Below are 16,864 nucleotides of genomic sequence, written 5' to 3' on the forward strand. Positions count from 1 at the left end.
GCACAGCTGGGTAGCTAAGTGCGGACGGGATAAGCGCTGAAAGCATCTAAGCGTGAAGCCCCCCTCAAGATGAGATTTCCCAATTAGTAAGACCCCTTGAAGACGACGAGGTTGATAGGCCTGAGGTGGAAGTGCAGCAATGCATGGAGCTGACAGGTACTAATCGGTCGAGGGCTTATCCAAAACTCTACCCACCAAAGTGACGTGAAGCTTCGAAGCTGAGTCCGAGTACTTTGGCGGGGCCCAAAAATATACCCCAAAAAGTGACGCGAGGCTTCGTAGGTAATTCCGATTACTTTTCGGGGACCCCGGGAACTGAATAGGGGCTAACACGCAAATCAAGTTTCGTATCCAGTTTTCAAGGATTAACCTTGAATCGTTTGGTGGCGATGGCGGAGGGGTTCCACGCGTACCCATCCCGAACACGGCCGTTAAGCCCTCCAGCGCCGATGGTACTTGGACCGAAGGGTCCTGGGAGAGTAGGACGCCGCCAAGCAATGTTCCCTGATAGCTCAGTCGGTAGAGCACTCGACTGTTAATCGAGTTGTCACAGGTTCGAGTCCTGTTCGGGGAGTTATCCCGGAAAGCAAGCGGATCGACATTCCGGTGCTTTCCGGGGAGACCAACTCTTATGGAGAGGTGTCCGAGTTGGCCGAAGGAGCACGATTGGAAATCGTGTAGGCGTCACAAGCGTCTCGAGGGTTCGAATCCCTCTCTCTCCGCCAGCTTGGATTTATATTGCGGCCCGTTGGTCAAGGGGTTAAGACACCTCCCTTTCACGGAGGTAACAGGGGTTCGAATCCCCTACGGGTCATTGCTTTCATTAATGCTTAGTGCATCAAGTAGGGAAAACTAAAGTATCCCATGGAGGCTTAGCTCAGCTGGGAGAGCATCTGCCTTACAAGCAGAGGGTCAGCGGTTCGATCCCGTTAGCCTCCACCATAAGAACATTTTTATCGACGCGGGGTGGAGCAGCCCGGTAGCTCGTCGGGCTCATAACCCGAAGGCCGCAGGTTCAAATCCTGCCCCCGCAACTTATCCCCAAAAAGTGAAGCAATGCTTTGCAGCTTATTCCGATTACTTTCCGGGGACCCCATGTTATTATCCAAGTGTGGAGCCGTGGTGTAGAGGCCTAACATGCCTGCCTGTCACGCAGGAGACCGCGGGTTCGAATCCCGTCGGCTCCGCCATTTCATCCTTGAAAAGGGATGAGAAATTTGTTTTGTACGAGCCATTAGCTCAGTTGGTAGAGCACCTGACTTTTAATCAGGGTGTCGAAGGTTCGAGTCCTTCATGGCTCACGTTAATTTGATATGCGGACGTGGCTCAGCGGTAGAGCATCGCCTTGCCAAGGCGAGGGTCGCGGGTTCGATTCCCGTCGTCCGCTCCATGATTTGCGCCCTTAGCTCAGCTGGATAGAGCGTTAGACTACGAATCTAAAGGTCAGGAGTTCGAATCTCTTAGGGCGCGTATTTTTTGCCGGTGTGGCGGAATTGGCAGACGCGCGCGACTCAAAATCGTGAGGGAAACCGTGGGGGTTCGAGTCCCTTCACCGGCATCATACTTCATCCATAATTAGTTCATTTAGAGAATTAAATTCTCTGATGAGCTTTTTTTATTTTATATTTAGTTTTCCGGCCATCGTCTGAGCGGAAGACATAGACATTTTGCGCTATACCCCAAGTAGGGGGATTTATTGGCTGTTTTTTGCGAGATGTGTCTAAAGCGTAAATTAGGATGGGGATAGATGGTTCATCCATTGCCGAAGCTGCCGAATTTTCTGTCCGAACTATTGAAGATTGACATAAGCAAGCTTACTAAATTCCGTTCCTTTGGAGCGGTTTTCTTTTTTATCAGGGATCAGTGTTCCATTCTTTCGGATTTACCCAAATTTTCAGCTTGTTGCTTATCCTCCGGCTCATCCCGTACTGCTTGCTCCTGCAATTCCTTAAACTCCAATACGGAGTTAATCTCAGACTACCGTGCTACGAATAAGACTTAGCTGATCTTCAAATTCAAAAATCTTCCCGATTTCTCTTTTCACAGTTTTGATCTGGCGGAGGGTATCTTGCTGCTGTTGTTTGGTCGGTTCATTCTTGGCAGGAGACCTGCCTAACAGAAGGACGTTGGTGGTGAAACCGAAGAAATACGCTCCCTTGGCGGGCCGATGACAATGATAACGAACCAATGAAAAACGTCTTCAGAATTTTGTCTTACGGAACACAAATGATATTGATTATCATTATCATATATGCTAATATAAATTTTGTTCAGTACTGAACAAAAAGGATAACAGTCTGGTGCTGTCACTGAACTTGGTCTGCTAACTATAAGAGAGGGGGATTGCGAAATTGGAGTTTCCAAATAATTTTAAAGGTCATCTTTACGAGCAGTATATAAAAATGCTGCATCTGAACGAGTTGTATACGGAACATGAAATTGACCTGTTTCGGCAACAAGCCAAAGAGCACCAGATCGACATGCTTTCTAACAATATTACAAGTGTACACGTTATCGATTGCATTGGTGATTATGAACCTATAAACCATACCGGAATTGTGAAGAAAATGGATTTGTCCAAAGCAAGCATTACTAATATTTGTTCAAAGCTGCTGGAAACGGACTTTATTATGAAAAGTCAACTGAACAACAATCGGAAGGAGATTTATTTTAGCTTAACGGATAAGGGAAGACGTGTTTATCATTTGCATAAAAAGCTGCATCAAGAGAAAGAAGAGGGGTTCTACCGATTTATCGAATCCTATTCTGAGACGGAGTTACAGACGATCGGAAAATTTATGAGTGATTTGCTGGCGCGTGCCGAACAACTCTACGGAAGGGAAGTTAGGGAGAATGACGACCTTAAAGATTGAGGATTTGAGATCCAAGATTGAAGGGAAAGAGATTTTAAAAGGGCTCACACTGGAGATTCATGGCGGAGAGATTCATGCGATTATGGGACCTAATGGGACGGGAAAAAGCACATTGGCTTCGGCCTTAATGGGCCATCCCAAATACGAAGTTACGGATGGCAAGGTGACGCTGGACAATGAAGACCTTCTGGAGATGGAGGTGGATGAGCGTGCCCGGGCGGGCTTGTTTCTCGCGATGCAATACCCTAGTGAAATTGCCGGCGTAACGAACTCGGACTTTCTCAGAAGCGCCATCAATGCACGGCGTGAAGAAGGCGATGAGATCTCCCTAATCCGTTTTATCCGTGAAATGGAGAGCAAAATGAAAGGGCTGGAGATGAATCCGGAATTCGCGCATCGTTATTTGAATGAGGGATTCTCCGGCGGCGAAAAAAAGCGGAATGAAATTTTGCAAATGATGCTGCTTGAACCCAAGTTTGTGATTCTGGACGAAGTGGATTCCGGGCTTGATATTGATGCTCTGCGTATTGTGGCTAATGGTGTTAATGAGATGCGCAGCCCGGATCGAGGTTTTTTAATCATTACCCACTATCAACGCCTGTTGAATTATATCACTCCGGATTTTGTGCATGTCATGATGCAAGGCCGGATTGTCAAATCCGGCGGCCCGGAGCTTGCCCATCGTCTGGAGGCTGAAGGGTACGATTGGGTCAAAGAGGAGCTTGGGATTACGGATGAGACAGTGGCAGAAGAAGTTTAAAAGCTGAGGAGGAAAAGCAAGTGGGGACACAAGCCATAAATTTAATGAACGCGAACGCTTTACGTGCTTGGTCAAGTGCTATAGGTGAGCCTCATTGGCTGCTGGAACGCCGGATTCAGGCACTCAAGCTGGCAGGGACGCTGGAGCTGCCTAAAGTGGAGAAAACGAAACTTGAGAAATGGGATCTCTACGAAACCGGAGATTACAAAGCGGAGAAGCCGTGGTCAAGTTTGGAAGAGGCGCCGGAGGTTGTTCGAGGTTTGGCTGCTTCTCCAGTGAAAGGCGGACTGATCGTTCAGGCCAATTCGGATGTAGTGTATACGGAATTGGCCGAGAGCTTAGCCGCCCGGGGAGTTATTTTAACGGACCTGCACACTGCGGCAAAAGAGCATGAGGAATTGGTTCAACGTTATCTCTATCAGGCAGTGAAGCCGGAAGAGCATCGTTTATCTGCTGCACACAGCGCCTTATGGAGTGGCGGCGTTTTCCTATATGTCCCGGACGGTGTCGAGGTTGAAGCGCCGATTCAGGCGATCTTTCTTAACGATACCAGCGGGGTGCGTTTCGCTCCTCACGTCTTAATTGTGGCCGGGAGCAACAGCAAGGTCACTTATGTGGATCATTGTTTGTCGAGCGGGGATGATGTTAAGGCGTTGCATAACGGTGTGGTTGAAGTCTTCGCGGGGGCAGGCTCAAAGGTGCAAGTCGCTTCGGTTCATCAGCTTGCTGCAGGAACAACGGATTTCACCGAGCGGCGAGCGGTTGTTCTTGCCGATGGCGCGGTGGAATGGATTATCGGCGAAATGAATAAGGGGAATACCGCCAGCGATACCAAGACATTGCTTCAAGGCAATGGGTCGGTATCCGACACGAAGGTGATTGCGATTGGCACGGGCATTCAAAAATCGAGCTACACCACGCAAGCCCAGCATTTTGGCAGAAGCTCGGTGAGCCAGATGATTACGCGTGCCGTCATGCTTGAGGAAGCTACCGCCATTATCAACGGAATTACAAAGATTGAAAAAGGCGCTACCCATTGCGATGGTCAGCAAACCGAACGCGTGCTTATGTTAAGTCCTAAAGCGCGCGGCGATGCCAATCCGATCCTGCTGATCGATGAGGATGATGTAACCGCTGGCCATGCTGCATCCGTGGGGCAGGTCAATGCGGAACAAATCTATTATCTGATGTCGCGCGGGATATCACGGAGTGAAGCTGAATATCTTGTTATTTTCGGATTCCTCGCTCCTGTCATTTCGGAAATTCCGCTGGAGGGAGTTCGCGGTCGTCTGCAAGATTTGGTGGAGAGCAAGCTTGGCAGATCCTAGCAAATCAAATGAGTCCTGAAAGGTTAAAAGGAGTGTTACTAATGGCTAAAAAAGCGCCGGATATGGGCGAATATAAGTATGGGTTTCGAGACCAGCACCAGTCTATTTTTCAATCCGGAAAAGGCCTGACTGAAGAGATTGTCCGGGAAATTTCCCGAATCAAGGAAGAGCCGGAATGGATGCTCGATTTTCGGCTGAAAGCTTTGAAACAATTCTACAAAATGCCAATGCCTGGGTGGGGAGCGGATTTGGCCGGGCTAAATCTGGATGACATCCAATATTACGTTCGCCCTTCTGAAAAACAGGGGAAGACCTGGGAGGAGGTTCCTTCCGAGATTAAAGCCACCTTTGACAAGCTGGGGATTCCTGAGGCGGAGCAAAAGTTCCTGGCGGGCGTATCCGCTCAATACGAGTCGGAAGTCATCTATCACAGTATGCGGAAGGAACTGGAGGAGCAGGGCGTTATTTTCCTTGATACGGATACTGCCTTAAAGCAATATCCTGAAGTGTTCAAGCAATATTTCGGTACGATCATCCCGCCCGCCGACAATAAATTTGCGGCGCTTAACAGTGCGGTTTGGTCGGGCGGCAGCTTTGTATACATTCCGCGGGGCGTTCAGTGTGAGGTTCCGATACAAGGGTATTTCCGTATCAATTCCGAAAATATGGGCCAATTCGAGCGGACATTAATTATTGCCGAAGAGGGGAGTTTTGTCCATTACGTTGAAGGATGTACAGCACCTATTTATAGTACCAGTTCCCTGCATAGCGGAGTTATCGAAATTATTTGCCGGAAAGATTCCCGTGTCCGTTACACAACCATCCAGAATTGGGCTCCTAATATCTACAACTTGGTAACCCAAAGGGCTGTGGCAGAGGAAAACGCCACAATGGAATGGGTGGACGGCAACATCGGCTCCAAGGCAACAATGAAGTATCCGGCTGTAATCTTGAAAGGACGGGGAGCCAAGGGGTCCATCCTTTCCATTGCCGTAGCCGGTAAAGATCAGCATCAGGATGCCGGCGCGAAGGTCATTCACCTTGCTCCCGAGACAACCTCTACGATCATATCCAAATCTATCAGCAAACAGGGCGGCAAAGTCAACTACCGGGGGTTGTCCAGCTTCAGCCGCGATTCCGCAGGGTCCAAATCCAATATTAAGTGCGATACGTTGATTTTGGATAATCTCTCAACATCAGATACCATTCCGTACAATGAAATTAAAAACGATCAGATTACTTTGGAGCACGAGGCAACCGTATCCAAAGTGTCCGAGGAGCAATTATTTTACTTAATGAGCCGAGGGCTTACAGAACAGGATGCCACACAAATGATTGTAATGGGCTTTATTGAGCCGTTTACCAAAGAATTGCCAATGGAATATGCCGTTGAAATGAATCGGCTGATTCAATTTGAGATGGAAGGAAGCATCGGTTAATTTATTCCTTACACCCATCAAGCGTTTTACTTATTAGGAGGCATGGGGTGTGTTTTAATGAAGAAAAATAACTCGGACATCTCAGAATTAGAGCAAATTACTCGCGAGAAAAAGAAAATTCAATTCTATCTGAATATGCTCCTAGGACTGAGTGCCAGTTGTGGTGTGATGATACCTACGGATCCCATTTATAAGATTTTAATGGAACTTTCAGATCAAGAGGCCTCTCTTACCAAAAAGGCAAAGGATCAATCCGACCATCCGGAACGATAAAGGCATGAATTCATGTTGTTAAAACAATGAGAGGAGCTGGCATTATGGAGGATAACGGGATTTTGTTCGACGAAGTATCGGAAGTGCTTTTCAAGCTACGTCCTTTCTTATTGCGTGACGGGGGAGACGCAGAATTGGTCGAGGTTGAGAACGGTGTAGCCAAATTAAGATTTTTGGGAGCTTGTCACGGTTGCCCAAGTGCGACGATCACATTAAAGGCTGCTATTGAACGCGCCATTCTTGAGGAAATTGATGATATTAAAGAGGTTGTACAAGTATTCTAAATTTCAATGAACGATAAGAAGGTATCGTCGAAAGAGAACTCTTCTTCATCATGAGATGACATTCAGGAGGAAAAAATGCCGAATCCAATCAAGAAAGTTAGGAAAAATCAAGCCGCTACGACATGGCTGATGGTTCTGGGGATTATTGTTATTGCAGCTAATTTACGCGCACCGTTAACCTCAGTCGGTTCTTTAGTGAGCTTTATACGGGACGACATTCAGATTTCAAATACTCTGGCAGGTTTGATTACGACGGTACCCTTACTTGCTTTTGCCTTATTATCGCCTCTAGTTCCTAAATTGGGACGGAAATTTGGAGCTGAGCTCCATCATATTGATTGCCCTCCTATTCTTAATCGTTGGCATTGTAATACGTTCTTTATCAGGGGCAGCAGACTTATATCTTGGGACAGCCATACTTGGATCTGCAATTGCAGTTTGTAATGTATTATTACCCAGCATCATCAAACGTGATTTCCCCAATCAAATCGGGGCCATCACAGGCGTATATTCGATTTCAATGAGCTTATGCGGAGCCATCGCTTCAGGAATCAGTGTGCCCTTAGCAGTTGGAGCAGGTTTGAAATGGCAAGGTGCGTTGGGAATTTGGGGGATCCTCTGTGTTGTGTCCATCCTCTGTTGGTTACCGCAGTTAAGAAATCAAACCAAGCCAACAACGATTTCCGGTGAGCACACGGTGAAGAGAGAGGTGAATGTTTGGCGTTCCTCCCTTGCTTGGCAAGTAACGATGTTTATGGGCATTCAGTCCATGATATTCTATGTGCTTATCGCGTGGTTGCCTGAAATTTTACATGGGCAGGGGATTGACTCCAGTCGATCTGGATGGTATCTCTCGATCATGCAATTATCTCCTCTTCCATTTTCCTTTATTGTGCCCGTTATTGCTGGTCGCATGTCTAACCAACGATCGTTAGTGATCATCACGGCGATTTTGCTTATAACGGGAATACTCGGGCTGCTTTACGGAAGTTCTTCTATTCTTTTGTTATGGGTCATCATGCTCGGAGTTGGCGGAGGATTCGCCTTTGGTTTGGCTATGATGTTCTTTGGCTTACGTACTGAGAATGCTCATCAGGCTGCTGAACTATCCGGTATGGCGCAATCGATCGGATATCTCTTTGCGGCAAGCGGGCCGGCCCTCATTGGTTTTTTGCATGACATAACGAAGAACTGGACCCTGCCACTCCTTATATTACTGAGTGCTTCTGTCTTCCTATTTGTGTTTGGGATAGGTTCAGCACGAAACCGATTTGTAGGTGAGCTCAATAATCACTTATAATTTCAGTAATAGTTGGAGGTGTAGAAAAATCAATGAACGTATTTTCTAAAGGAACAAAAATGGTATTTGGATTGCTCCTTTTACTAGTCACGATTACAGGATGCACCACCCCAATGCCGATATCTTCAAATGAAAATCAATCTCTATCTCATCAACCTCAAGATACGAAACCTGTAGAAAATGCTGTGCCTGAAACACCAGTTGCCGAAGTGAAGAACATCCCCCCAAACAAACCGGTTGAATATGATCCTGCCTGGCCGGATCGTTCGGTGAAGTCTTCTAACGGGCATCTTGTGAATAGTTGTGTTCCGGATGAGCTGCGCGATAAAGCAACTACCTTAACAACCAGTGATGGGGTGTATCTGTCTGCACTTGTGCTTGGCAGCGGAGATAAAGGAGTCCTGCTTGCACACGAGCAAGGCTATAACATTTGCTCTTTTCTTGACATGGGAACTGAACTGGCTGACAGCGGGTATCTGGTGGTTATTCCTGAATATCGTAATCATGGTGCCTCACAGGATTTTCCGGAGGATAATCAGAATATAGATCGTGATGCAGATGCTGCCTTAAGTGAACTCGAACGATGGGGTGCAAGAAGAGTGTTTTTGGCGGGAGCATCATGTGGCGGTAGTACAGCAATCATTGCAGGCGTTCGTCAGGCGCTGCCTATTGAGGGGCTGATTATTCTTTCTTCTCCTGCACAATGTGGGCCCCTTGATGCCATTCCGAGCGTGGAGAAGATTAAAGCACCATCCATGTTTGTTTTTTCACCTGGCGATTATGGAGGCTCAATTGAACAAGAAGTGCGCAAATTATATCAAGCATCCGGAGCAACGGATAAAGAGCTAATTGTGGATGAGAGTGGTTATCACGGAACAGATATGTACCATAGGGGAGAGCACGGTGATGCCTTGAAGTCCAAGCTTATTGACTTTGTTAAGAAGGAATTTAATTAAAGTAAATAACTTTTGTAAGGTCAAGAGAAAGCCGCTCGTTTCCCGACAGGGGAACTGAGCGGCAACATGATGCAGGGTCAGGGAAGATCATGAAGCAAACGGGTAATCCATAACCTATTAATTCTCTTGTAGTAATGCTTTTAATCCTGCCGTATTTATTACATTCCATGGTGTGTTTAATTCTGGCTGAAAGAAGAAGTCGGCATAGGCCAATTGTTCTAATGTGCATCCGGTTTGAATCGCAAGGGAGACCGTATTGATATTAGCAGTCAAATCAACTTTAGACATGATTTGTCCCCCTAAAATCTCTAAAGTTGTTGGATCGTAAACCAGCTTGAACATAACGGTCGTCCCCGGAGAAAACAGGGCTGTCCCTTGTTCCAAGTAGACGGATTTTATTTCAATGCCAAGCTTTTTTGCCGTTTTATCATTCAAACCAACTGTAGCGAAATAATAATCGAAAATATGCGCACCTGAAGAGCCTTGTACACCAGGAAGCGGATGAATGGCTTCGTATAAGTTTTTTACTGCATAATGTGCTTGACGACGCGCGTTGGTTCCTAATGAAACATTCATCCGCATTTTACCGGGATTGTACCAAACCGTTGTTGCATCCCCAATGGCGAAAATATCGGGATCACTTGTACGCATGTATTCATCTGTTTTAATTCTGCCATCCGGCAATAATTCCACTGCGCCTCGCAACCATTCCGTGTTGGGACGATTGCCGGCAGACAAGATGACCAGGTCAGCTGAATAGGTGCCTTTTTTAGTTACAACCTCGATGACTCGATCATTTTCATCACCGACAAATTCGATGATCGAGTTGCCTAGTGCCAATTCCACATCTCGATCTTTCATTTCTTTTTCAAGTACATCCGTAAATTCTTGATCTAAATAGGAGCTTAAAGGACGATTGTTGATGTCCATTAACGTAACCTTTTTCCCTGATTCGGCAAATAATGAAGCTGCTCCCGTCCCAATGTATCCTGCGCCAACAATTACAACGTTTTTAATATCTGGATCTGCAGCATGTTTTCTCATATTGAATAGATCTTGTCGACTGCTCATCGTACCGATGTTTTTTAAATGCTGTCCAGGGACAGGAAGAATAAATGGCTTTGCACCAGGACTTAAAATGATTTTGTCATAACCCTCCGTTCGCGTATCCCCTGTCATATGATTGAATATTTCCACTTGGTGTTTGCCAGGTTCTACTTTAGTTATTTCAGTGTTGCTGAAGATGGATACTCCTTGTTGTTGAATGGCTTCAAGATCCTTGGCCGAAGTGGAGGAGAAGTCTCCTTTGTCATACCATTGAACGTTCGCTTTCGGACACATCAACCGTAACGCTTCAACCGCTTCAATCCCCCCGTGCGATGCTCCTAAAACAATAACTTTCATGATTATCTCTCCCTTAAATACATGACTGTATCTTATTTTATAATTAGGATACATTAATGTATCTTAAAAAGTCAATTAGATACACGTTTGGATCTTATTTATTTAAGATACAGTTTGCTGTATAATGAACGTACAAGGAGAGAAAGAGTGATGACGAAATCAAATAAAAGCCGCCGCCGCGGCGACCAATTACAAAATGATATTTATGCAGCAACGTATCGTCTGCTGGAGACGGAAGGGTACAGTGCGATTAATTTTGCGCGTGTTGCTCGTGAGGCGAATACCAGTCGCTCGGTGGTTTATCGTTATTGGGAAACTCCGTTTGATTTAGTGTTTGCAGCTGTCCAACAACGGATGCAACAATCGGAAGGGATATTCAAGAGTCTGGATTTCGACAGGGGCAGTCTCCGTGATCATTTAGTATCTGTTGGTCAGCATTTTATTTTGGAGTCCGACAATGGACCGTTTAAATTATTTAAAATGCTGTTTTCCGAGATGATTAGCCAGCAGGAGCGAGAACGGACAAGCCAGATGTTGGCCGAAGCAACGGATTCCAATATTAAGATTATGGATTACGTTCTTCAACAGGCCGTACAACGGGGAGAAATCACAATGCTCCCACCTAAAGCGACCAAACTCATTCTTTTTGAGCAAATTCGCTATACGTTTATGCTTGAAAATGGATGGGTGTCGCATCAGAAATTGGAAGAGATTGTTGATCATGTGGCGTTGCCGGCAATTTTATATTTTTCGAAACCGTGAATTCTCATCTGGAGCATGAATGGGTTTCGTCCCAGTATGAGCTGACTGGACTGTGCTATGATTTTACGGTTTTACAATCGATCAGCTTAAGGGGCACCTTTTTTAACGGTTATTCTATTGACACGTCCCGCCTTATATTTTGATCACTTGTCTTTTATTTATGTTGAAAGTCATCTTTGGCTTTGCGGTTGACCACTATAGCCAAAAACTATAGGAACAAATGGCATGAGCGCGTCAAGAGGGAGTGAACAAATGGTAGAACGTGAAGATCTGCTTGCTCGTCAATTTCAGCTGCAAGCGGAGGCCGCTGCAGTGGCGGAAGAATTGAACCTTATCCAGTCGCTAAAAGCAGCCGGCATGCCGGTCAAAGTTGGAAGTGCGGCACTCGGTTTAATGACTTGGAGAGACCTTGATATGACGGTCGTTTGTTCCAAGTTGGACATTGCTGTAATCTCTCGAATTGCTTCGCAATTGATATTGAATCCCCAGATTCGGCGGATGAAATTTATGAACGATACCGGTAGCTGGAACACCGATCCGGCTTACCCGGACGGGTATTTTATTGGATTGGATTACTTATCTAAAAGCGAGAACCAATGGTCACTGGATATTTGGTTCGTTGATGATCCTGAGAAACAACCTGATCTGCGGCATATTCGTACGTTGCCCGGTCGTCTTCATGAAGAGGCGATTCTCTCTATCCTGCGGATCAAAACCGTCTGGGCATCGAGAGCCGAGTATGGTAAACAGGTGAAAAGCTTTGATATCTATACGGCTGTATTAGACCATAAAGTGAGCACACCCGAAGAATTCGAACAATGGTTGCAAAGCCGTAACAATATCTCACTTTGAGTGCTTTTGAAGGGGGAGGCCCGATGCCGGATTTTTCAACGTTATTGGCATATGTTATCGTTGTCATTCTTCTATTTTTAATTCCAGGACCAGCCGTTCTTCTTACCATTACTCGTACAGTTCAAAACGGGCGAAAAGGAGGCATTATGGCAGGGCTTGGCATCGCAATCGGGGATTTTCTTCACACCTTATTTGCTACTGTCGGGCTTTCCACTATACTGATGACCTCTGCTCTAGCTTTCAATATTGTTAAATATGCAGGAGCGGTATACCTACTATATTTGGGAGTTCGCGAAATGATGAGTAAGCCATCAGATCCGCAACTTCCAATGGTTAAAACGGCAGGAGCTTTAAAGTCATTCTTTTCGGCAACTGTTGCAGAAGTTCTTAATCCAAAGACGGCTCTGTTTTTTCTGGCGTTTTTGCCTCAATTTGTTCATCACGAACGAGGTCAAGTCACCACGCAGTTTTTGATCCTTGGTGTCGTCTTTGTGATCTTAAGTGCATTGTATACAACCTCAATTGTACTAAGTATCTCTGCGCTTGGAAAACTGGTTAAACGGAAGACATGGATAAGCCGGATAAGCCGGATAAGCCGGCTAAGCAGCAAATTCGTCGGAGCAATCTATATCGGACTTGGCCTAAAGGTCGCATTCCAAAGACAGTAATGATGGGATAACGTCAAGATTGAATGCCGTCCTTTAGTGATATCGTCAAGTAGACGGTGGAATAAAACAAAATGTCAGCAGCCTTAGCTCGAGTTTCTCATCGGGCTAAGGCTGTTTTAGTCTAGCATACGTCTCCCATCATTGAGAAAGGCACATCACGTCCAGCAGGATCGAGGGCGACGCAAGGCTGCCCGGATAGACAAAGCGCCCTTTGGCGTTCTCTTTATTACGTAGCTCCTCACCATTTTTTCATAGAATATATCAAAAAGATATGTTTACTTATTATATTATTTTGATATAATAAAATCGATCAAACGAATAAGGAGGAAATATAAGATGTTCAAAAGCGGCAATGTGACTGTAATGGTAGCGGATATGAAAAAGGCGGTAAAATTTTACGCCGAAACCTTGGGATTGGAGCTGCAGCACGGTGACGGGCATTTTGCGCAAATCGCGGCACCTGGATTGACGATCGGTCTCCTGCATCTTGCCGGAGAACAAGGTTCCCTTCCGGAAAAATCGGGCAGCATGTCCATAGGATTTGAGGTGGAGGACATGGAGTCAGCCATCGAAACGCTGAAATCCCGCGGCGTTCAATTCCACGATTCCGTGGAAGGCAAGGCGGCCAATGTCGTGCATTTCAACGATCCTGAAGGCAATACCCTTTACTTGGTTTGCAATCGTTAAACCAAAGGGCGGCATAAAGAAAATGTAAGGAGGCGTTTTCCGCATGGCCTCGAAAACCAACGTCAACATGGTTGTCGCCGGACTGCTGGCGGCGATGTTTATTGGCGCTTTGGATGCGACCGTCGTCGCCACCGCTACCCCGCATATGATCAAGGATTTGCACGGCGAGACGCTGTTTAGTTGGGTGTTTGCGATTTATACGTTGACCACCTGCGTGGCGACGCCCATTTTCGGCAAGCTCGCCGATTTGTTCGGGCGCAAACCCGTGTTCGCCGCCGGCATCGGTTTATTCGTGCTCGGTTCCATCTTGTGCGGAGCCGCGCAATCGATGACGGGGCTCATTGGGTTCCGGGCTTTGCAAGGATTTGGCGCCGGGGCGCTTGCGCCCGTGTGCTTTACCGTCATCGGCGATTTGTTCTCGGGCAAGCAGCGCGGCAAAATGATGGGTGTCTTTTCGTCCGTTTGGTCCGTGGCTGGCCTTCTCGGCCCGCTAATCGGAGGTTACTTCGTCGATCAAGTTTCCTGGCGATGGATTTTCTACATCAATGTGCCGATCGGCATCATCGCCCTGCTGCTGGTCGTCGTATTTTTGCACCAGCCGATCGAACGTCAGGCGAAAAAAATCGATTACCTCGGCGCGATTATGTTTACCATTGCCTTCTCCGCGCTGTTGTATGCGCTACTGAGCGGCGGGTCCCGGCATACCTGGGATTCCCCGGTGATCGTGGGGCTGTTCGCGGCATCGGCCGTATGTTTTATGTTGTTCCTCTGGATTGAAAAACGGGCGGAGGAACCGATGATCCCGTTATCGATTTTCCGGATCCGCGTATTGAACGTCACCAATGTCAGCGGTTTTCTGACGTTCAGCATTACGACGGGGTTGACGGTGTACTCGCCGATCTGGATTCAATCCGTGCTCGGCAATTCCGCGACAAGCTCGGGCCTGATCGCTATGCCGATGTCGCTGGCCTGGCCGCTCGCCTCCAACATCGCCGGCCGGCTCATGTACCGGGTCGGGGTGAAGGCATCGATCGTATTCGGCTCTTCGCTGGTCATGGCAGGCTCCATCTGGCTGATTGCGCTTCAGATGAACTCGCCCTACGTATTTTGGATCGGTATCCTCGTGCTAATCGGACTGGGAATGGGGTTCGTTGCGACGCCCTCCACCGTTGTCGTGCAATCGGTCGTCGGCTGGGAAAAACGCGGCGTCGCCAACGCTTCCAGCATGCTGGCCCGTGCGCTGGGCCAAACGGTCGGCATCGCGGTATTCGGCATGATTTACAACCAGTATGTAACCATAATCGGCTCCAAAACGGAGCTGACTGCCGGAATGCATGCCGTTTTTCTGCTCATGTTGGGGATCGCGATTGCGAACCTGCTCGCCGTATCATTCTTGCCGAAACACCGCCAAGTGATGGCGCAGCAGCATTCGGCGTAACGGCAGGGTAATAAAGCGAAATACCGGAACCGGCCGCAAACGGATGCGGCCTGGAAAAGCCGCGACCTGCGGCTTTTCTGTTTTTTCAGGCAGCCGTATGTTATACTGTTGTTTGCTTAAAAGCAGTAAACTTACAAGGGGGGGCCTTTCGTTTGTACGAATTGTTCATACTCGGCGAATTGATGAATAACCCGATGCACGGCTATTTGCTGCATCAGATTTTGAACGGGATCGTTGGTCCTACGCGAAAAGTCAGCTGGGGGGCGATTTATCCGCTGATCCACGGCATGCTTGCGGATGGGCTGATCGAACAGGTTCCCGATGAGCAACCGGAGGGTGCCAAACAAGGAAAAGGAAAAAAAATAAAGACTTATAAACTTACGGACGAAGGCAGAATACGTTTTTTTCGGTTGATGGAAGAACCGATTCCATATTCGCCGGATTACGAACTGCATTTTTATACGAAACTGAAAAATTTTGAACTGATCAGCAAGGAATTGCAGTTTTTAATTTTGCATCAATACAAAGATTACCTGCGTTATGAAATCCGCCACGAGGAAGAACGGTTGGAATATGCGAGCAAAGACGAACGGATTCCCGGCGGGGAGCAGAAATATATTCAGATCTTTTTCCGGCATCGGCTGGATAAGCTTCGATTTGATGAAACGTGGGTTATGCAGTTAATCGAGAGCCATCGCGTGGATGGACAAGGGCTTGAGCGGGAGTGAAATTGAAAGGCTTAAGGATAGCAGATCATTAATAGGGTGGGGGGCGCGAGCTAAAAAGGCTTGGCCCCTTTGTTTATTCCTCACGCAGCTTTTATTTTCTGGCTCTTCGGAAAATTTGGTTGAAAGTCATTCAATATAACATAGTGATCTAAAATCGGAATATATGATTTTCTGTCGATGACTTGTCAGTGATCTACTCGGAATGAACCGGGTGGCCTCACCCGTACGCTTAGGCTATAATCAGAAGAATTAAGGGTCTCACGGTCTCCGTGGATGAATGCAATTGGACATTGTCCTTGGAGGTCGATTACCAACTATGAACGCTCCTTCTGTAGACCGAATCAAGATTGCGCCGGATTTCTGGACCAGCCTGGGGGGAATAGGGGGAGAACCCATTGCGGTAGCGCGCCAAGCACGTCTGCCGCTAACCGTCATCACCGAACCGTTCGTCACGACCGCACAATATTATTCCATCTGGCAAGCCTATTCCGAATTAGTCGGGAACATCGCTAAGGGAACGTTAAACTTGCGACCGCGTACGAGACCGCTCAGTATCCGCCGGCTGCTTTGGCGACCTTTCACGCCCGCGACTACCGGGATGCGCTGAACCGAATGGTGCGTTATAAGCAAATGTGCCCTCCGGAAACCTTGCGGATTCAGGAAGAAGGCGAGCAATGCTCGATTGAATTGGAGTGGCGGCATGCCGAACTCCCCGGACCGCAGGTGCTTGTCGGCATTACGCTCGCTCCGGAATGAAAAAGGAATTGACTGTTGTTAAAACAATGAGAGGAGGGTGGCATAATGGAGGAGAATGGAATTTTATTCGATGAAGTCTCGGAAGTGCTTCTCAAATTACGTCCTTTCTTACTGCGTGACGGTGGAGATGCTGAACTGGTTGAGGCTGAGAACGGTGTAGCCAAATTAAGATTTTTGGGAGCTTGCCACGGTTGTCCAAGTGCTACGATTACGTTAAAGGCCGCTATTGAGCGCGCAATTCTTGAGGAAATCGATGATATTAAAGAAGTTGTACAAGTATACTAGGCTGTTATATAAATCCGCATAGAAGGTATCTTCGGAAAGGAACTCTTTAAGGGTTCCTTTTTCAATAATCA

The 16,864-nt window shown here is 47.0% G+C and carries 15 protein-coding genes, 10 tRNA genes, 2 rRNA genes and 2 pseudogenes (1 of these 29 cut by a window edge); 28 read left to right on the plus strand and 1 reads right to left on the minus strand.

Going from position 1 to position 16,864, the window contains the following annotated elements; genetic code table 11:
- From NYE74_RS11775 to NYE74_RS11870, 20 genes and pseudogenes are all read left to right on the plus strand, one after another.
- Positions 1-183, plus strand: a 23S ribosomal RNA gene (locus NYE74_RS11775); it begins 2,747 nt to the left of the window's first position.
- A 196-nt stretch (positions 184-379) separates the two neighbouring features.
- Positions 380-496 (plus strand): 5S ribosomal RNA (rrf, locus tag NYE74_RS11780).
- Positions 497-501: 5 nt separating this feature from the next.
- Positions 502-574: transfer RNA gene (locus tag NYE74_RS11785), tRNA-Asn, on the plus strand.
- A gap of 59 nt (positions 575-633) precedes the next feature.
- Positions 634-725 (plus strand) — tRNA-Ser (locus tag NYE74_RS11790).
- A 17-nt stretch (positions 726-742) separates the two neighbouring features.
- A tRNA-Glu gene (locus tag NYE74_RS11795) sits at positions 743-814 on the plus strand.
- Between the two features lie 52 nt (positions 815-866).
- Positions 867-942, plus strand: a tRNA-Val gene (locus tag NYE74_RS11800).
- 18 nt (positions 943-960) lie between these two features.
- Positions 961-1,034: transfer RNA gene (locus NYE74_RS11805), tRNA-Met, on the plus strand.
- A gap of 79 nt (positions 1,035-1,113) precedes the next feature.
- Positions 1,114-1,190: transfer RNA gene (locus tag NYE74_RS11810), tRNA-Asp, on the plus strand.
- Between the two features lie 38 nt (positions 1,191-1,228).
- Positions 1,229-1,301, plus strand: a tRNA-Lys gene (locus NYE74_RS11815).
- Between the two features lie 14 nt (positions 1,302-1,315).
- Positions 1,316-1,390: transfer RNA gene (locus tag NYE74_RS11820), tRNA-Gly, on the plus strand.
- A 6-nt stretch (positions 1,391-1,396) separates the two neighbouring features.
- Positions 1,397-1,470 (plus strand) — tRNA-Arg (locus NYE74_RS11825).
- 8 nt (positions 1,471-1,478) lie between these two features.
- Positions 1,479-1,558: transfer RNA gene (locus NYE74_RS11830), tRNA-Leu, on the plus strand.
- A gap of 793 nt (positions 1,559-2,351) precedes the next feature.
- Positions 2,352-2,873, plus strand: coding sequence for a MarR family transcriptional regulator (locus NYE74_RS11835; RefSeq protein ID WP_124333728.1), 522 nt, complete (start codon positions 2,352-2,354; stop codon positions 2,871-2,873).
- Positions 2,854-3,633 carry a Fe-S cluster assembly ATPase SufC gene (gene sufC, locus NYE74_RS11840; RefSeq protein ID WP_036620541.1) on the plus strand — a complete coding sequence of 260 codons (780 nt, stop codon included), beginning with the start codon at positions 2,854-2,856 and terminating at the stop codon, positions 3,631-3,633. The genes NYE74_RS11835 and sufC overlap by 20 nt, the downstream gene beginning before the upstream one ends.
- 44 nt (positions 3,634-3,677) lie before the next feature.
- The gene (gene sufD, locus NYE74_RS11845) at positions 3,678-4,961 is read left to right on the plus strand and encodes a Fe-S cluster assembly protein SufD (RefSeq protein WP_082207701.1); all 1,284 of its coding nucleotides are present in this window, start codon (positions 3,678-3,680) and stop codon (positions 4,959-4,961) included.
- Between the two features lie 41 nt (positions 4,962-5,002).
- Positions 5,003-6,400: a Fe-S cluster assembly protein SufB gene (sufB, locus tag NYE74_RS11850; protein ID WP_036620544.1), complete on the plus strand. Its 1,398-nt coding sequence runs from the start codon at positions 5,003-5,005 to the stop codon at positions 6,398-6,400.
- Between the two features lie 57 nt (positions 6,401-6,457).
- Positions 6,458-6,673: a hypothetical protein gene (locus tag NYE74_RS11855; RefSeq protein WP_036620545.1), complete on the plus strand. Its 216-nt coding sequence runs from the start codon at positions 6,458-6,460 to the stop codon at positions 6,671-6,673.
- A gap of 44 nt (positions 6,674-6,717) precedes the next feature.
- Positions 6,718-6,957 carry a NifU family protein gene (locus NYE74_RS11860; RefSeq protein ID WP_036620548.1) on the plus strand — a complete coding sequence of 80 codons (240 nt, stop codon included), beginning with the start codon at positions 6,718-6,720 and terminating at the stop codon, positions 6,955-6,957.
- Between the two features lie 75 nt (positions 6,958-7,032).
- Positions 7,033-8,257 (plus strand): annotated as a pseudogene (locus tag NYE74_RS11865) (CynX/NimT family MFS transporter).
- A gap of 32 nt (positions 8,258-8,289) precedes the next feature.
- Complete coding sequence (locus tag NYE74_RS11870; protein WP_316560616.1) at positions 8,290-9,213, plus strand: alpha/beta hydrolase; 924 nt, start codon at positions 8,290-8,292, stop codon at positions 9,211-9,213.
- 117 nt (positions 9,214-9,330) lie between these two features.
- On the opposite strand, the gene NYE74_RS11875 is transcribed toward NYE74_RS11870, so the two are convergent.
- Entirely contained in the window at positions 9,331-10,617 is a 1,287-nt protein-coding gene (locus NYE74_RS11875; RefSeq protein WP_036620552.1) for an FAD-dependent oxidoreductase, read from the minus strand.
- A 150-nt stretch (positions 10,618-10,767) separates the two neighbouring features.
- Here NYE74_RS11875 and NYE74_RS11880 point away from each other — a divergent pair, with 150 nt between their 5' ends.
- The 8 genes and pseudogenes from NYE74_RS11880 (at position 10,768) to NYE74_RS11915 (ending at position 16,793) form a co-directional block, all read left to right on the plus strand.
- Positions 10,768-11,379 (plus strand): TetR/AcrR family transcriptional regulator, encoded by a 612-nt coding sequence (locus NYE74_RS11880; protein ID WP_036620553.1) that lies wholly within the window; start codon positions 10,768-10,770, stop codon positions 11,377-11,379.
- A 252-nt stretch (positions 11,380-11,631) separates the two neighbouring features.
- The gene (locus NYE74_RS11885; RefSeq protein WP_036620555.1) at positions 11,632-12,231 is read left to right on the plus strand and encodes a hypothetical protein; all 600 of its coding nucleotides are present in this window, start codon (positions 11,632-11,634) and stop codon (positions 12,229-12,231) included.
- A 23-nt stretch (positions 12,232-12,254) separates the two neighbouring features.
- Positions 12,255-12,899 carry a LysE family translocator gene (locus NYE74_RS11890; protein WP_036620557.1) on the plus strand — a complete coding sequence of 215 codons (645 nt, stop codon included), beginning with the start codon at positions 12,255-12,257 and terminating at the stop codon, positions 12,897-12,899.
- 336 nt (positions 12,900-13,235) lie between these two features.
- Positions 13,236-13,586, plus strand: a complete 351-nt coding sequence (locus NYE74_RS11895; protein WP_036620559.1) for a VOC family protein — start codon at positions 13,236-13,238, stop codon at positions 13,584-13,586.
- 43 nt (positions 13,587-13,629) lie between these two features.
- Positions 13,630-15,024: an MDR family MFS transporter gene (locus tag NYE74_RS11900; protein WP_036620560.1), complete on the plus strand. Its 1,395-nt coding sequence runs from the start codon at positions 13,630-13,632 to the stop codon at positions 15,022-15,024.
- 152 nt (positions 15,025-15,176) lie between these two features.
- The gene (locus tag NYE74_RS11905) at positions 15,177-15,752 is read left to right on the plus strand and encodes a PadR family transcriptional regulator (protein ID WP_036620563.1); all 576 of its coding nucleotides are present in this window, start codon (positions 15,177-15,179) and stop codon (positions 15,750-15,752) included.
- 316 nt (positions 15,753-16,068) lie between these two features.
- Positions 16,069-16,499, plus strand: a pseudogene (locus NYE74_RS11910) (AraC family transcriptional regulator ligand-binding domain-containing protein); the annotation flags it as partial.
- Between the two features lie 54 nt (positions 16,500-16,553).
- Positions 16,554-16,793: a NifU family protein gene (locus NYE74_RS11915; RefSeq protein ID WP_036620565.1), complete on the plus strand. Its 240-nt coding sequence runs from the start codon at positions 16,554-16,556 to the stop codon at positions 16,791-16,793.
- Positions 16,794-16,864 lie beyond the last annotated feature (71 nt).

Origin of the sequence: Paenibacillus sp. FSL P4-0127 (assembly GCF_038007325.1) — a bacterium.
Taxonomy (GTDB): domain Bacteria; phylum Bacillota; class Bacilli; order Paenibacillales; family Paenibacillaceae; genus Fontibacillus; species Fontibacillus macerans.

Excerpts from the sequence above, each read along its gene's own strand:
- NYE74_RS11885 (WP_036620555.1), top strand. The coding sequence starts at position 11,632 with ATGGTAGAACGTGAAGATCTGCTTGCTCGTCAATTTCAGCTGCAAGCG.
- NYE74_RS11890 (WP_036620557.1), top strand. The coding sequence starts at position 12,255 with ATGCCGGATTTTTCAACGTTATTGGCATATGTTATCGTTGTCATTCTT.
- NYE74_RS11860 (WP_036620548.1), top strand. The coding sequence starts at position 6,718 with ATGGAGGATAACGGGATTTTGTTCGACGAAGTATCGGAAGTGCTTTTC.
- NYE74_RS11900 (WP_036620560.1), top strand. The coding sequence starts at position 13,630 with ATGGCCTCGAAAACCAACGTCAACATGGTTGTCGCCGGACTGCTGGCG.
- NYE74_RS11855 (WP_036620545.1), top strand. The coding sequence starts at position 6,458 with ATGAAGAAAAATAACTCGGACATCTCAGAATTAGAGCAAATTACTCGC.
- NYE74_RS11880 (WP_036620553.1), top strand. The coding sequence starts at position 10,768 with ATGACGAAATCAAATAAAAGCCGCCGCCGCGGCGACCAATTACAAAAT.
- NYE74_RS11870 (WP_316560616.1), top strand. The coding sequence starts at position 8,290 with ATGAACGTATTTTCTAAAGGAACAAAAATGGTATTTGGATTGCTCCTT.
- sufC (WP_036620541.1), top strand. The coding sequence starts at position 2,854 with ATGACGACCTTAAAGATTGAGGATTTGAGATCCAAGATTGAAGGGAAA.
- NYE74_RS11895 (WP_036620559.1), top strand. The coding sequence starts at position 13,236 with ATGTTCAAAAGCGGCAATGTGACTGTAATGGTAGCGGATATGAAAAAG.
- NYE74_RS11875 (WP_036620552.1), bottom strand. The coding sequence starts at position 10,617 with ATGAAAGTTATTGTTTTAGGAGCATCGCACGGGGGGATTGAAGCGGTT.
- sufD (WP_082207701.1), top strand. The coding sequence starts at position 3,678 with ATGAACGCGAACGCTTTACGTGCTTGGTCAAGTGCTATAGGTGAGCCT.
- sufB (WP_036620544.1), top strand. The coding sequence starts at position 5,003 with ATGGCTAAAAAAGCGCCGGATATGGGCGAATATAAGTATGGGTTTCGA.
- NYE74_RS11915 (WP_036620565.1), top strand. The coding sequence starts at position 16,554 with ATGGAGGAGAATGGAATTTTATTCGATGAAGTCTCGGAAGTGCTTCTC.